The sequence below is a fragment of the [Clostridium] saccharolyticum WM1 genome, from assembly GCF_000144625.1.
GTDB lineage: Bacteria > Bacillota > Clostridia > Lachnospirales > Lachnospiraceae > Lacrimispora > Lacrimispora saccharolytica.
On the sequence record NC_014376.1, the window covers coordinates 4127362 to 4142167 of the forward strand.

General features: G+C 45.6%; 13 protein-coding genes. 1 reads left to right on the plus strand and 12 read right to left on the minus strand.

Annotated features, from left to right (window positions below; all coding sequences use genetic code 11):
• The first annotated feature begins 228 nt into the window (after window positions 1-228).
• The gene (locus CLOSA_RS19165) at window positions 229-1116 is read left to right on the plus strand and encodes a LysR family transcriptional regulator (protein ID WP_013274382.1); all 888 of its coding nucleotides are present in this window, start codon (window positions 229-231) and stop codon (window positions 1114-1116) included.
• A gap of 58 nt (window positions 1117-1174) precedes the next feature.
• Here the strand turns inward: CLOSA_RS19165 and CLOSA_RS23730 are convergent, their stop codons facing one another.
• From CLOSA_RS23730 to CLOSA_RS19220, 12 genes are all read right to left on the minus strand, one after another.
• The gene (locus CLOSA_RS23730; protein WP_013274383.1) at window positions 1175-1279 is read right to left on the minus strand and encodes a MetS family NSS transporter small subunit; all 105 of its coding nucleotides are present in this window, start codon (window positions 1277-1279) and stop codon (window positions 1175-1177) included.
• Between the two features lie 41 nt (window positions 1280-1320).
• Entirely contained in the window at window positions 1321-2823 is a 1503-nt protein-coding gene (locus CLOSA_RS19170) for a sodium-dependent transporter (RefSeq protein WP_013274384.1), read from the minus strand.
• A 30-nt stretch (window positions 2824-2853) separates the two neighbouring features.
• Entirely contained in the window at window positions 2854-4245 is a 1392-nt protein-coding gene (locus tag CLOSA_RS19175) for a tryptophanase (protein WP_013274385.1), read from the minus strand.
• 216 nt (window positions 4246-4461) lie between these two features.
• A complete protein-coding gene (locus CLOSA_RS19180) occupies window positions 4462-5511 on the minus strand; it encodes a substrate-binding domain-containing protein (protein WP_013274386.1) in 1050 nt (349 codons plus the stop codon).
• Window positions 5512-5515: 4 nt separating this feature from the next.
• Entirely contained in the window at window positions 5516-7102 is a 1587-nt protein-coding gene (locus tag CLOSA_RS19185; RefSeq protein WP_013274387.1) for a response regulator transcription factor, read from the minus strand.
• Complete coding sequence (locus tag CLOSA_RS19190; RefSeq protein WP_013274388.1) at window positions 7080-8591, minus strand: sensor histidine kinase; 1512 nt, start codon at window positions 8589-8591, stop codon at window positions 7080-7082. Before CLOSA_RS19190 ends, CLOSA_RS19185 begins: the two co-directional genes overlap by 23 nt.
• The gene (locus CLOSA_RS19195) at window positions 8581-9621 is read right to left on the minus strand and encodes a substrate-binding domain-containing protein (RefSeq protein WP_013274389.1); all 1041 of its coding nucleotides are present in this window, start codon (window positions 9619-9621) and stop codon (window positions 8581-8583) included. Before CLOSA_RS19195 ends, CLOSA_RS19190 begins: the two co-directional genes overlap by 11 nt.
• Window positions 9622-9738: 117 nt before the next feature.
• Window positions 9739-10686, minus strand: coding sequence for a glycosyltransferase family A protein (locus CLOSA_RS19200; protein WP_013274390.1), 948 nt, complete (start codon window positions 10684-10686; stop codon window positions 9739-9741).
• A gap of 111 nt (window positions 10687-10797) precedes the next feature.
• Window positions 10798-12402, minus strand: a complete 1605-nt coding sequence (locus CLOSA_RS19205) for a DUF2142 domain-containing protein (protein ID WP_013274391.1) — start codon at window positions 12400-12402, stop codon at window positions 10798-10800.
• Window positions 12383-12754, minus strand: a complete 372-nt coding sequence (locus tag CLOSA_RS19210; protein WP_013274392.1) for a DUF2304 domain-containing protein — start codon at window positions 12752-12754, stop codon at window positions 12383-12385. The genes CLOSA_RS19205 and CLOSA_RS19210 overlap by 20 nt, the downstream gene beginning before the upstream one ends.
• A gap of 18 nt (window positions 12755-12772) precedes the next feature.
• On the minus strand, window positions 12773-13468 hold the full coding sequence (locus CLOSA_RS19215) for a glycosyltransferase family 2 protein (RefSeq protein ID WP_041709478.1): 696 nt from the start codon (window positions 13466-13468) through the stop codon (window positions 12773-12775).
• A 55-nt stretch (window positions 13469-13523) separates the two neighbouring features.
• Window positions 13524-14774 (minus strand): lipopolysaccharide biosynthesis protein, encoded by a 1251-nt coding sequence (locus CLOSA_RS19220; RefSeq protein WP_013274394.1) that lies wholly within the window; start codon window positions 14772-14774, stop codon window positions 13524-13526.
• Between the last annotated feature and the right edge of the window lie 32 nt (window positions 14775-14806).

The window sequence follows — 14806 nt, forward strand, 5'->3', positions numbered from 1 at the left end:
CCATTAGCACGTATTCATCCAATTAAAAAAAGCCCTTACAGTACAGGACTTTTTCGCGGCAAGAAAATGCTACTGCTGTTTCACATTCCGTCATATAAGTTTTCACCCATAAGATGCCTGACATTCAGTTGCAATTTTTCAGGCATCTTGTTAAAATAGCATTAATCGTTTCTCTTATAATATATCTTGACCAGGTATTCTATCTCATTGAAAAAATATGGTGATTCTATGGAAATCAGAAGATTGTCTTATTTTGTATCAGTTGTAAAGCATAAGAATTTTACAAAAGCTGCTCAGGAACACCACATGGTGCAAACAGCAATGAGCCGCCAGATTGCGGCCATAGAGGAAGAGCTGGGCGTTGTCTTGCTAAAGCGCAACAACAGGACTGTTTTGCTGACACCAGCCGGGGAAGTATTTTACTCCAGAGCCTTAAAAATTATAGAACTGTACAACGAGATGATTTTTCAAACTCAAAAAACAGCCAAGCTCCATCCCAAAGTACTGGAAATCGGGTTTGGCCATTATGAACACATTTTAATTGCGCAGGTTGTTTCTGAGTTTAAGGCCCTATATCCTGATATTGATGTATTGGTTGCCAAGTATAGTTATATCGACCTCATCACGTATTTACAGGCCGGAAAATTAGATATCGTCTTTTCCCTTCCCTTCAGCCCCGCGTTTGTCTCCCTTGATGAAACTGTGGTAAAGCAGGTTTTTCCTTCTACCATGTATCTCATTGTAAATAAAAAGCATCCTATAGCCCAGTTTGATACCATATCGGCCGATTTGCTGAATGAATGTACATTAATTACCTTAAGCGAAGACTCCGGTCCCTGCTCCCTGGAGATTTTAAAACAATTTACAATGGCGGCCGGCCTTAACATCAACAATATGATTAATGCCAATAGTCTGGAATCACAGATTTTAATGGTTGAATCCGGGCTGGGTGTGGCATTCCTGCCCAGTATTTGCATCAAGCATTTAACGCCGAATGTGAAAGCTATTAATTTAAAGGATTTCGATCCAGGGAATTTCGTTGCCATGTACCAGAAATCCAATGAAAATCCATTTATAAAAATTTTTCTGCAATTAGCGTCTTTGAAAGAAAGTTAATAAATATGGAAAGGGATATTGCAAAACGAATGTAAGATGTTTTGCAATATCCCTTTTTTTATTCTTCTGTTTTTTTAGTTAAGGCAATGCCCACGCACAGAAACAGCCCACCCCATACTATGGAACAACCAACAATCATCATAGTCAGTGCAAATGGATTCATCGTTATTTCCCCCTTGTCAATCCGATCATTCGATCTTTATGTTATTCAATATCAACCTGCCATGGGCGTTTACAGAATAATACGGCAACACCGATCATTAGTGCAACAGAACCCCAGCCGAACACAATATTTGATAAAAGTGTTACAGAGTCCATACCAAACATCTTCATAATACCGGATACAAAATTTGTAATAACCGTAATTCCCAGCAGTATGGGCGTAAAGTATTTTAGTAAGTAATCCCACCATCTGCCGATCTTGAAATCTGAATATTGGTTTGCATCCTCTCTTAACTTCTCCGTACCATAAATGTAACTGATTGCAATAACCTCCACCAGGCCTAAAGTAGCGATCACATAGTTTGCCACATAAGAATCCACTAGGTCCAGAATATAGTTAAACCCGCAGTAAGTAGCAAAGGTGGCACTACCCATAAAACCGACCATGGAAATGATGTTGGTAAGCTTTTTACGGGATATCTTAAATTTATCCAAGGCCGAGGTATTGAATGACTCAAGCATAGAAATACTGGAGGAAATACCGGCAATAAAAAGGCAGAAGAAAAATAAAAATCCCAAAATACCCTGTATCACAATATTGGAAGACATAGTGGAAATAGCGATAGGAAATGCGATAAAAGCAACTCCTGCACCTGTTCCAAAGGAGTCAAAAGATACTCCCTGCTTATTTACCAAAAATCCAAGGGTAGAAAATACGGTAATCCCTGCAATAATATCAAAGGAGCTGTTTGACAGTACGGTGATAAATGAATTGTTTACAATATCCTGTTTTTCTCCCAGATAAGAGCCGTAAGCAATCATAACACCAACTGCTAGCGTGGTGGAGAAAAATACCTGTGCATATGCCGCAACCCATATACTTGGGTTTAAAATTTTAGAAAAATCCGGTGTAAACAATGCATTTAACCCAATATTCGCGCCTTCCAGCCTCATAGAGTTGATCATAAAAACGATCATCAGAACCATGAGCAGAGGAGTGAATATCTTTGAGGCCTTTTCAATCCCTCCGGAAATACCGCGCCGGACAATGGCCCAGTTGCAGAACCATACCACAAACACAGCCCCCAGCATATAGAAACTGATGCCGCTTGCAAAATCAAAAGCATTCTGGGCCTGCCCGGTAATAACACCTAACAGCGGTCCCGGATTGCCCATCCAGTTTACCATACCAAAGGCATGACCGATACAATAAATCATAAAGACGACGGATATGGATATGATGGTGCTGTAAAACATCATGACCACGATGGGAACCATAACCTGTACCCAGCCAATAATTTCCAATTTCTTTTTCAGCTTGGCAAATGCCTTTGTAGATCCGCCGCGGATTCTCCGACCATAGGTGTATTCCATGATCATTAAGGGAACGGCACATGTAATAATCGCTACAAAGTATGGAAGGAAAAATGCTCCCCCACCGTTTTTATAAGCTTGAAACGGAAATCTCCATAAATTACCTAATCCTACCGCAGCTCCAATCGCTGCGAATAAAAAGCCTGTTCTGCTGTTCCATTGATCACGCATAGTAAATACCCCCTAAGGTCGGATATATTTTTAATATTCGATGGGTTCCAAAGATGCCTGGAAGTGGCGTAAAATCGGCGGCTCCCAGGTAATGCGGTATCCGCGTTTGATTTCTGATGCTCTTTGCTTGATTGCAATTAAAGCATCTGCCATGATGTCAATATGGGCCTGTGTATAAACACGGCGGGGAATTGCAAAGCGAGTGAATTCAAACTGGGAATGAAGCTGCTCGCCGGTATCGGGATCGTTCCCCAGCATAAAGGAACCTATATCACAGGTACGGATTCCGGCCTCTTTGTAAAGCTCAACGGCAAGCACCTGTCCAGGGAATTCATAATATGGGATATGCGGGAAAAATGCTGCTGCATCCACAAAGACTCCATGTCCTCCAACCGGTGACTGGTAGGCAATTCCTGCCTCATCCAATTTACCTGCCAGGTATTCCATCTGGCCGATGCGGTATCTTAAGAAGTTTTCATCGATTCCCTCATAAAGTCCAATTGCCAGCGCTTCAAGGTCACGTCCGGATAGTCCCCCATATGTGAAAAATCCTTCGTAGGAAATGCAATTGGCTTTTATCTTTAATATCATTGGTGAATTACCATCTTTGACTCCGATCAGACCACCGATATTTACAATGGTATCCTTTTTTGCTGACATGGTAAACGTATCACCATAGCTGAAGATTTTGCTGACTATTTCTTTTATTGTCATATTCTTGCATTCTTCATCCCGCTGCTTTAAGAAAAAAGCATTTTCCGCATATCTGGCAGCATCAATATTAAGAGGAATATGATACTTTTTGCAAATCTCCGATACCTCTCTCATGTTTGCCATGGATACAGGCTGGCCGCCTGCTGAGTTGTTTGTAATGGTCATCACAACAAGACCGACATTTTCAGCACCCAGCTCATTGATTAGTTTTTCTAATTTAACAACATCCATGTTGCCTTTAAAAGGAGCTCTTACCGAAGGATTTTTTGCTTCTTCTACCACACAGTCAATGGCTCTGGCCCCAGCCAGCTCTACATGAGCTCTTGTTGTATCAAAAAACATATTGGAAATAGCAAATTTGCCTTTGGAAAGGAAAATAGGAAAGAGCACCTTTTCTCCGGCACGGCCCTGATGAACCGGCTGTATATAATCATAACCGAATATATCTTTACCTGCATCAATTAATTTAAAGTAACTGGATGAACCGGCGTATGCTTCATCTCCCCTCATGACGCCTGCCCATTGGCCATCGCTCATAGCATTGGTTCCGCTGTCGGTTAGAAGGTCAATATAGACATCTTCTCCCCTAAGATTAAACAAATTATACTTAGCCTCTTTGATTTTTTCAATACGTTCTTCTTGTGTTAACATTTTAATACGTTCTACCATTTTAATTCTGAACGGTTCCGGAATATACTTTACAGCCATGTTTTTTTCTCTCCTTTTGCTTTTTATGTGTATTTTTAATATGTTTTTATTTTAATACAATGGGAATCATTTGTAAAATGACTAAAAAAAGTGGCATCACAACATTTTTATTATGATATGTGCCCAACAGGGAAACAGGCATCCAGTGCAGCCGTCTTTCAATCCATAATAAAAAAGCCCTGATTACTCAGGACTTTTTTCATCCGAAAAATGCCATTACTGTTTCACATTCAGGTATACATCCTCTTTTAAATGGAATCCTCCCTGAATGACAACAGAATCCATATTATCCCCCGTAACTGCCACCGGCTTCAGCTCCAGGCTGGGCACATCATAGGTCCCGTCATCAATGGTGGCTTCAATACCTTCCAAAGATTCCCCCTTTCCCAGTTTCACCGCGTATTCCGCAGCGATTCTGGCCTCCTCCTCCACGGATTTAAAGGCTGTCATATTCTGGGTTCCCTCCACGATCCTCTGACAGGCCATAAGATCTCCGTCCTGGCCTACCAGGCAAACCCGTCCTGCCATCCGGTCCTCTGACAAAGCCCGGAACACCTGGGTCGCCAGATCATCATTTCCGCACATGATCCCCTTTACATCCGGGTATTTTTCCAGGGCTTCCTTGGCATAATCAAAGGCATGTTCTGCAAGCCAGCCCTGACAGTTGCTTTGATAGACCACCTCAAGGTTTTTTCCCTTTATTACCGATTCAAAGCCCTCCCGGACCATTGCCACATTATGATCCGTTTCCGGTCCCTGGATCATGAAAATTTTGCCTCCTTCCGGTATGTTCTCCACCAGGCCTTCCGCCATCAGCTTTCCCACCTCCCGGTTGTCAAAGGATATGTACATATCGCAGTCCGCATTCCGGACCAGCCGGTCATAGCTCATGGTTTTAATTCCCGCATCCTTTGCCTTTTTCATGACATCGGATAAGGCCTCACAGTCTCCGGCTACCACTACAATTACATCCATCTGCTTTTTAATGAAGTACTTGATCTGTTCGATCTGCTCGCTCACATCCCCGTTGGCATTTTGTACATTGACCTCAGCTCCCAGTTCCTTCGCCGCGGATACAAAAACATCCCTGTCCCTGATCCAACGCTCGATCACAAAGGAATCAATGCTAAGCCCGATTTGTAAAGGCTTTTCCCCTGTCCTTGCCATGACCTGAGGCTCTGCCTCTGCCTTGACATAAGTGCATCCTGCCGCCAGGCCGCAGCAAAGCAGCACCAGCAGCAATAAACTCCCTCGACCCATTTTCATACTCTTACCTCTCCCTGTATTCGCTTGGCGTCATCCCCTCATACTTTTTAAATATCCGGCTGAAATAATTGGGATCACTATAGCCGGACATGATACATACCTCCTTGATGCTGTATCTGGAATCCCCTAGTAGACGCCTGGCATTTTTAATCCTTGTTCTGGTTACATATTCAATGAAATTCTCTCCCACCTCCTGCTTGAACAATTTGCTGAAATAATAAGGACTTATGTCAACCATCCTGGATACATCATCAAGGGATATATCCCTGGCATAATTTTCATCGATGTAGGCCTTGACCCTGGAAACCACATTTTCATACTCTCTTTCCCTGGAAGTGCTGATGTTATCGCACACCTCCCTGGTCTTATTCAGAAACCACCGCTTTAAGGCCTCCCCATCAACGGCCTCCTTTAACTCCTCCAGATAATTCTCCCGGTAGCGGAAACCATACCGGACATTGCCCGCCTCAAAGGCCCGCCTCTCCAGCCTCATGACAAGCTCCAGTATCTTAATCTCAATATTGGACCGTACATTCCCGTCATGGACCAGCATCCAGTCAAAAAATTCACCGGCACAGGACAGTGCCCCTTCCCTGTCTGCCTTTGCTCCCCTTTGCAGGTACTGGTTTTCCAAGTCCAGGGGATATTCCCCGTCATAATCGGCCACCGCCGGGATATCCGTAATATGCACCACATGGCTGTCACTTTCCCTCAGGGACTTTAAGGCCTCCTTATAGGAATCCCTGATCCCTTCCAGGGTCTTTACAGAGCCTATCCCGCCCCTGCATTTGATATCCGTGGCACTTTCCAGCTTATGGATCATATTCCGGGTCCTTGTAATGATTTCCACCCGTTCCTCATACCTCACCTTTTCCTGCTCATAGGAAAGGAACAGCACCAGCCTGTTTCCCATGGCAGGTCCTATGACACAGTCAAAGTAATCCTTTACGATCTCCCTGACCATGGAATAATGCTTGTTAACCCGGACGCTGACCCCTATGGCATTGGTCATGGTCCCCCCCTCGATGCTGTCCCCGAATTCCAGGATAATCATGAAGCCATACGGCTTTTTTATATCCAGCATCTCAAGGTATCCGTTCTTGGAAAGCTCTGAATCATCCTGAAGCACATTGTAAATAAATCCGCTTTCAATCATGGGGATGACGATTTCAAGCTTTTCCCTGATCCTTAAATCATCACTCAGCCTTTGTCTGGCTTCCTCCACCTGATGCATGGCCTTTACGCATACATCCAGTATTTTCTTTTTATTGACCGGTTTCATAATAAATTCCATGACCCCTAAGTTTACCGCCTCCTGGGCATAGGAAAATTTGTCATAAGCCGTAATGATGATGAAAACAATGGAAGGATTGAATTTGCGCACCTCCCTGATGGCCTGGATCCCATTTAATCCCGGCATCTGGATATCCACAAATGCAATGTCCGGCCGGAAGGAGCCGGCCTGTTCAATCACCGCCCTGCCCGTTTTGACACAGGCGATCTCACAGTCACTGCCGAAATTGGACTTTATAATATGGCTGATGGATTCCAGCATAATCCCCTCATCATCAGCTACCAGTATGCGAAACATGTATATCTCCCCCTCTTTTTGGTATCCTTAGGATTACAGTGGTTCCTTTATCTTTCCCATCACTGAAAATATGGAAAATATGGTGATTATTATAATAAAGCTCCAGACGGGAAATTACGTTATGGATGCCGATCCCGGTAGAATCTGCCGCCACTGCAGTCTGCCCTCCCGCGCGAATCCGTTCAAGCTCCTCCTCTTCCATTCCGGTCCCGTTGTCTCTGATGCAGATTTCAATATCCTCTCCATGATCCTCCACGGATAAGTTTATCTCCCCGTTTCCCTCCATGTTCCGGATTCCATGGTTTACTGCATTCTCCACCAATGGCTGTAAAATCATGCTTGGTATTGGGACCTCCATCGCCTCTTCATGGATCCTGGACTGATAACGGATATCTCCTGCAAAGCGGACATTTAATATATAAACATAGTTCTCTACTGCCTCCACTTCCTCCCGGATGGTGGCATCCCTAGAACCTTTTTTTACATTATAGCGGAAAAAATCCGCCATCTTCTCCATGAAAACCGAGGTTTTCTCTGCATCCTCCATCATCGCCAGCTGTACTCCTGCATTCAGGGAATTAAAAAGAAAATGGGGATTGATCTGGGACTGAAGGTATTTCAGCTGAGCCTCTTTCAGATGGTTTTCCATTAAAAACTCCCGCTCCTTCATCTCCTGTTCCTTTTCTGCGCTCTCTTTAATTTTATTCACATACTCGTCCAGACTGTCCACCATTTGATTGAAGGTACCGGTCACGATCCCCAGCTCATCTCCAGTGTCTACGGCAGGTACCTTTACATGGAAGTTGCCCTGTCCTACCAGCTTAGCCGTTTGAGCCAGGTTGGTGAGAGGGGTCACGATATCCTTTGTCATCATCATCATGACCGTCAGGCTTATGACCATAACGATCATTAGGATCACAGAGCTTATGACCTCTAAATACTGAAGGGCAGCCTGCAGGGTTTGATAGCTTGCGGAATTATTCTTAAACTGACGGCTGTTTAAGACCGAAATATCATGGTTGATGAATTGGTATAGCTTTAAAGCAGATTCATAGGAGCTTTTGTATTTCTCCACATTCTGCCCCCGCTTGGCCTGTACGGTCTCATCCGTAACCGCCAGATAACTGTCGGACATATTGCGGATGTTCTTTTCCAGGATCTGAATCTGGTTATCAGTCACCGCAACGTTAAGTCCTTCCAGCATCTTTCTGTAATCCTGCTCCGCCCGGTAATAATCAGTCAGGGACTCCGAATTTTTAACCTGTAAGTATTTGTACATATAATTCTGTACATCGGAGAAAACATCTGACAGCTCATTTAAGTTTACGTTGCTTATGTATACAGAATTCATACGCTCCACCATCTGGTTGATCTGGGCGTAAATAAACAGATTGCTGGCAAAAAGAATGGCTGCTGTCACCGCAATTTCCAAAAACAGCTTGCGGGCGATGGGCAGGTCTTCCCATAAGTGTTTCCATTTATTTTTCATTGCTTCTCCACTTATCACTCATGAAATTTATCGCATTTTCCTTTGTCACAAACTGTAAGTCCACACTGTAAAAGGAGTTGGTCCTCCCGTCATTTATGGACTCTGTAAGGGCTTGTACACTGTATTTTCCCATTTGGCTGGTATCAATGCAGACGGTCATGGCCATGGTCCCTTTTCTGACTGCCTCCAGGGCTGCTTTTGATTTATAATAGCCGATAACCTGGGTTTCCCCTACGCAGTTATAGTCAATGACCGCCTGGTACACGGCCTCTGTATCCACCTCATCCATGCACACAATGAGGTCCGGCGGCCCCTGTGGATTCTGGAATAAGTTACGCACGATTTCCTCGGCTTCAAAAGCACGCCCGGACGGGATCTTACTTTCTTCCACCTTGATCCGGTCTCCTGTTTCCTTTGACGTGACCATCCGGTTGTTGATCTGATGAAAGATCTGGGACTGGTTGCTGTCAATGGAATTGTCATGCAGGAGCACCATCACCCTGGCTTTCCTGGCGTTCCCAGGCAAAATCTTTAGGATCTGGTTTCCGTACTCCTGCCCCAGTTCGTAGGAATTGATTCCAACGTAGCTTTTCCGGTCTGTGGCGGGCGCATCGTTTAATATGGTGACAACAGGGATCCCCTTTGCCGCCGCTTCATTGATCCGTTCCTCCAGATTTTCTTCTCCCGTAAATTCCAGCAGGATCCCATCCACCTTTGCCGCTATGCTCATATCCATAAAATCCACAGCAGTGTATTCTGACGACTGGTTTCTTCCCTTAAGCTCCACATAAGCGTCGTGCAGGGCCGCTTCCTGCCTCACGCTTTGATACACATCATTCCAGAACTGTGAGTCTAAGTTATTGATGATCATGACATAGTGGTACCGGTAGGTCCTGGTATTTTCCGCATGCTCCACCCCGATCTTCTTTAACACATACCCATAAAAGGAAGAGGTCAGAAGCGTAAGGAACACGATACCGGACAATCCTCCCAGCACCAGAACCAGCAGGCTTTTCTTTCTGTTATCCATGGTTATCCCCTTTGTAAAGCATTCAAATGCACTATTATCATTATACTAAATCAAAGAGAAAAAATAAATGAAAACAGTCCGGTTTTTTACCGGACTGTCTGGCATAATACGTTATCTTTATTTGCTCCAATACGCTTTGTTCATCGTAAGACATAAAATCAGCCGCCTGGGCAGGGACCGGTACCGTTTTCCCAACAGGTAACCAATGTATTTAAATCCGCTTTTTACAATCACCCCGGGGATCAGCCATGGCTTCCCTTCCTTTGCAAGCCAGGCGCAGGTTTTTTTCACAAGGCGGATGCCCTCGCCTTCCGAACGGATCCCTTCAAATACTTCCGGGTGGTCAGCCTGGGATACTGCCAGGTCAAAATTCCGCTTAAGCTGGGCAATGCAGCCGTAATTGTGGGAATGATATACCTTTGCACCGGCTTCGTAGGCAACCGCCTGCCTGCGATGGATTACCGCATTTCCCGCATAAATCATGTCTTCATTAAAAATCGTCTTCTCTATAAATCCTCCGGCCTTTAAAAATTCAGCCCGGTCATAGGCACAGCAGACGTTGGAGGCAAAGAAGGTCTTGATTCCCAGCTTTCCTAAATCGTCTGCCGTTTTTATGCGGCTCTGCTCCGGATAATTAAAGGAACGGGTATACTGCTCCGCCAGGGCGCAGTCAGGATTGGGCAGCTGTCTTCCATAGGCCATAACCACTTTTTCTCCGTCTTTTCCCGTCTGGGCCAGTCCCTTTAACAGCGCATTTATCAAGTTTTTATCCGCCGGAACCGCATCATCGGTCATAAACACCATTACATCAGCCTGGGAATAACCGGCTCCCCGGTTTCTGGTACCGCCATGGTCAAAATCCTCTTTCCTCACATGGTGCACTTCCAGGTTCGGCATCTGGCTGTACTCTTCCTTCCAATAGGACTGTTCCGTGTTCATGATGATGATCCGGCGGATGGGATAGGACTGTTCTCCCAGGAGTTTCAGAAGACGTTTTAAAGTCTCATCGGGCTTGTATACCGGAATAATCACATCGACGGTTTTTTCCTGTCTTTTTTCTTCCATTGCAATTTCCTCTACCTTCCAGTGAAATACACCTTTGCAGGCTGCAGAGAATTTTCCTCTGCCAGCAGCCGCCAGGGTCAGGCGAACCTGGCTTTGACCCGCTGCCTTGAATCAATAGCGCAGACACGCTGTGGAACAAATGCGTATCAGGGCATAGATGCTTACAAAGCACTCCAGATACCAGGCGCTTTTTCTTAAATCCAGACTTGTAACCAGGCGTTTATCAAATATGACAAGCAGCACAAGAGGCAGCAGGGGGATAAAATACCTTCCCTGGACTCCCGTTATATAGGTAAGCTCCTTTGGGGTCCAGCCTAGCAGCATGGAGGCCAGAACCAGGCAGGCGCTTAGAAACACCAGAAAAACCATCCAGCCCTTCTGTCCTCCTGACATGGGAGCTTCTTCCCCCTCCCTTCTGATAACGCTTGCAATAAGCACATACCACAGAATGGCCAGGCAGAAGGGCGGTACTGTCAGATCAGGATCTAAATTGCCCAGAAATCCTCCCAGCATGGTAATCAGATAATAATCAAACTGGGTCACCAGGGTCTCATAATATACCTGAAAGATCTGATAGGGGTGTTCCCACACATCTTTCAGCGTATACCCTGCCGCTTCACTCCATCCCACATAGCTTTCCGTAGATGTAGCCCAGGCAGAAAGGACCAGGCGGTTTACCAGAAAGACCGCAGCAATGACGGCAATGATAACGCTTATGACGGAAATCCAATAATGCTTTTTGGACTTGAATTTAGAAGCGGGAATAAACAGGCAGATCCCTGCTACCGGCAGGTAAACGATTTTTCCCGGCTCCAGCAGGATCAGTAACAGAGCCAGAAGTACCGTGTCCCTTACGGTCACCTTTTCTTTTTCATAAGCCAGATAAAAGCACCAGGAAAAAAACATCATGGACAGGCCGATAAAAGCCGCATCATAGGAAAAGGATGCTGCCAGATGAAGGGTCATGGGAAGGCACGACACTGCCATGAAAAGCTCCTTTTTTAAAGGTGTGACCCGGACAGCCATGGCTGCCATACCTGCAAAGGCCAAAAGATTAAACAGCCTGCCAAGATATACCAATGGGATATAACCCAGATGAAACAGCCTGGCAAGGCTGATTCCAACTGCCTGGGGAATGTAGACCACCGGTGTGGTATTCACCGGTATTTCATAGCGGACTGTCATTTCCCGGCTGTTATCAAGGGAGAACATCTCCGTAAGAACCAGGTTGTATGTGGACTGCCCCACTGCGGTATAAAGTCCGGGAACATCATCGCCGCTTCGCACCAGGACATTGGCCCCCCGGCTGATCCTCTCTTTCTCCTCCTCCGTTGCCTGGGCAAGAAAGCCGTCATCAGCCACTGCCTGTTTTCCCATAAACTGACTGGAAAGCCGGTAAGCGCTGACAAAATGAGCGGATTCATCGGGGGTGGAAAAGGGGGTTAAGACTAACATATAAAACAAGCCCAGAACCACCACGGTCCCTGGAAACAAAAAAAGCGGGGGGTCCTTAAGTATCCACAGAGTCCCTCCCAGACATGCCAGAAATCCACAGCCAAACACGATCAGCCACCAGTAAAAACGGCGGACCGCCTCAAATTCCGGAGAAGGAATGCCTACAATGGTCTCCATATAGGTCTTTAGAAAAAGAAAAGCGAGAATAAAGATGGTTCCCGCTGTAAGCAACAATCCATTTTTATTCAGAATGAGCTTCATGCCGGCCCTCCTCCTTCTCCCTGGCCTCTTCCCTGTCCAAAGCCAGCATCTGGATCAGCTCTGTCATTCTCCGCTCCAGCTGTGATATTTTTACAGACTGGAAAAAAACCTTTACCAGCAGAATAAAAATCATAAAGGTAAAGATAAAGTTGGCGGTGGAATAGGTACCCACCATCCGGGATATGAAATCAGCCAATCTTGGGAATACACTGAACACCACCAATAGCAAGGCAAACATCACCCAGAAAATGGAATCCTCTATCTTCATCTTGGAGTGGCGTATTCTTTTTAGTAAATAAAATGTGAGTAATACGGAAACGCATATCAGTACGCAGCGAAGCAAAACCGTCATGTTACATTCTCCCTTCCTTTATCTTCTGTCCCTGATACGGAAGCTTTGTACCAGCAATATGGAAAACAGCATTTTCCCCATATAACGGGCTGCATTGATGGGATTTAAATAGCTCTCTCCCTGGATCCGATCATCCATGACCACCGGGATCTCCGCTACCTTTGCTCCCTGCCGGATGAGATAGGAAATGGTATCTGGCTCGGGGCCGTAATTTAAGCCGTCAGCAAATTCCTTGATCATTTTCCTGCTGAACATGCGCATCCCAGAGGTGGGGTCACTGACCTTTACCCCTGTGGTGAACCAGATGGAACCGCTTAAGAGCCTGCTTCCAACCATCCGCATGGAATGCGGCTTTTTCTCCGTTACAAATCTGGAGCCGATTACTATGTCAAATCCTTCATCCATTTTCTCTTTCATGGGCAGTATGTATTCCGGCCGGTGCTGCCCGTCGCCGTCAAACTGTATGGCATACCGGTATCCCCGCCTGTGGGCGTACTTAAGTCCGGTCTGAAACGCTCCGGCAAGTCCTAAGTTCATAGGCAGGTCGATGATCTTCCACCCATGCTTTCTGCAGATATCCGCTGTATGATCGGTGGAACCGTCATTGATGATCACATAATCAAACATGGGATAATTTTCAATGACTTCCCCTACCACACGTTCAATATTTAAAGCCTCATTGTATGCAGGTATCACTACCAGTACCTTATCCATCATTTCTTCCGCTCCAGCCTCCCTTTTTCTTCTGTTCTGGCCATGTTTTCTGGTTTTAAAGTATGCCTGCAGGACGTTCCTCTTTGATGAAGACCCGGACCGCCTGCCCCATGAAGCAAAGCATGAGAAGCAGCATTTCCATCATGTAGGAGAAGGCTCCTCCGTTGATTCCTCCCACTCCTACCAGCCAAAAGGAAAAGAAAAAGGAAAAAATACTAACCGGCACATAACCGAAAAAGATCCTCTTTTGCTCCTTCATGATAACAAGGACATAGTAAAACAGATTCATCACTGCAAAAAAGCCGCCTCCAAGCACAATGAAAAGAAGACCCGGAAGGTAAGGCTTAAGCTCTACATTGGAAATGGCTCCCAGCACAGGGACCCCGATGGCCCAGGCTCCTGCCAGGGCAATTACCGTAAGAAGGGCTATGATTCCGGAAAGCTTCTTTAGACCGGACTTGAATTCGGAAAATTTCTTCTCCTCCCACTGATGGGACATCCTGGTAAGGAAGGGACGGATCACAAAATTTGCCGCCAGATTGATGACCGAAGTGGGCATAAAAATAGCTACAAAAACAGCGTTGTCTGTAGAAGTCATCCGCGCATCCACCGCATATTTTGCCATGGCAAAAATGAGCCCGTCTAAAAAAACAGACAAAAACAGCAAAAAACTATCCTGAACAAGCTTCCACTGTCTGCCCGGGGTCCTGGTAAACGTAATTCCCGGCACACGCTCTGCCGCCCTTTTATCAAAGAGCAGGATCCCGGCGCCCTGGGACAGGACCGCAACCACGCAGGATAATAATAAATCCTTTGTAACAGCCAGAGTTCCCAAAAAACAGAACACGGATAGAAGGGTACGGAAGGCCATGGCCTGTCCCGTTAGGTACAGCCGTCCATTCCTCTGAAATTCCGATTCATATACATCGGCAAACCCGTCAAGAACCTTATATACCACCATTAAAAATACAACCAATGCCTTTTGGACTGTATAATCCGCAGATGGGGAAAAGGTGTGAAAGATGATATAACATATCCCAAAAAGGACTGCCATGAGGCAGGTGGCCAAACGGGCCATGCGGTATTCAAGAAAGGTATAGCTTTGGCTGGTATCCGTGCTTTGCAAGGGTCTCATACCAAAATAGGCCACCAGAAACATCTGCTGCCCAAAGGTGCTGAAGGCAAAGCCAAAGATGCCTCCCTGTTCCGTTCCTACCAGATGATTGACAAGGGCCGTAAGGATCATGCTGGAGCCTGCGTAAACCAGGCTACCGATCATATTCCAGGCCACATTTTTTCGTTCCATTTCTTTTCCCCTGTTTTCTCTTCTTGCCTTTG

Bases quoted from the DNA above. Each gene is read 5' to 3' on its own strand.
- CLOSA_RS19165 (WP_013274382.1), top strand. From the start codon at position 229: ATGGAAATCAGAAGATTGTCTTATTTTGTATCAGTTGTAAAGCATAAG.
- CLOSA_RS23730 (WP_013274383.1), bottom strand. From the start codon at position 1,279: ATGAATCCATTTGCACTGACTATGATGATTGTTGGTTGTTCCATAGTA.
- CLOSA_RS19170 (WP_013274384.1), bottom strand. From the start codon at position 2,823: ATGCGTGATCAATGGAACAGCAGAACAGGCTTTTTATTCGCAGCGATT.
- CLOSA_RS19175 (WP_013274385.1), bottom strand. From the start codon at position 4,245: ATGGCTGTAAAGTATATTCCGGAACCGTTCAGAATTAAAATGGTAGAA.
- CLOSA_RS19180 (WP_013274386.1), bottom strand. From the start codon at position 5,511: ATGAAAATGGGTCGAGGGAGTTTATTGCTGCTGGTGCTGCTTTGCTGC.
- CLOSA_RS19185 (WP_013274387.1), bottom strand. From the start codon at position 7,102: ATGTTTCGCATACTGGTAGCTGATGATGAGGGGATTATGCTGGAATCC.
- CLOSA_RS19190 (WP_013274388.1), bottom strand. From the start codon at position 8,591: ATGAAAAATAAATGGAAACACTTATGGGAAGACCTGCCCATCGCCCGC.
- CLOSA_RS19195 (WP_013274389.1), bottom strand. From the start codon at position 9,621: ATGGATAACAGAAAGAAAAGCCTGCTGGTTCTGGTGCTGGGAGGATTG.
- CLOSA_RS19200 (WP_013274390.1), bottom strand. From the start codon at position 10,686: ATGGAAGAAAAAAGACAGGAAAAAACCGTCGATGTGATTATTCCGGTA.
- CLOSA_RS19205 (WP_013274391.1), bottom strand. From the start codon at position 12,402: ATGAAGCTCATTCTGAATAAAAATGGATTGTTGCTTACAGCGGGAACC.
- CLOSA_RS19210 (WP_013274392.1), bottom strand. From the start codon at position 12,754: ATGACGGTTTTGCTTCGCTGCGTACTGATATGCGTTTCCGTATTACTC.
- CLOSA_RS19215 (WP_041709478.1), bottom strand. From the start codon at position 13,468: ATGGATAAGGTACTGGTAGTGATACCTGCATACAATGAGGCTTTAAAT.
- CLOSA_RS19220 (WP_013274394.1), bottom strand. From the start codon at position 14,774: ATGGAACGAAAAAATGTGGCCTGGAATATGATCGGTAGCCTGGTTTAC.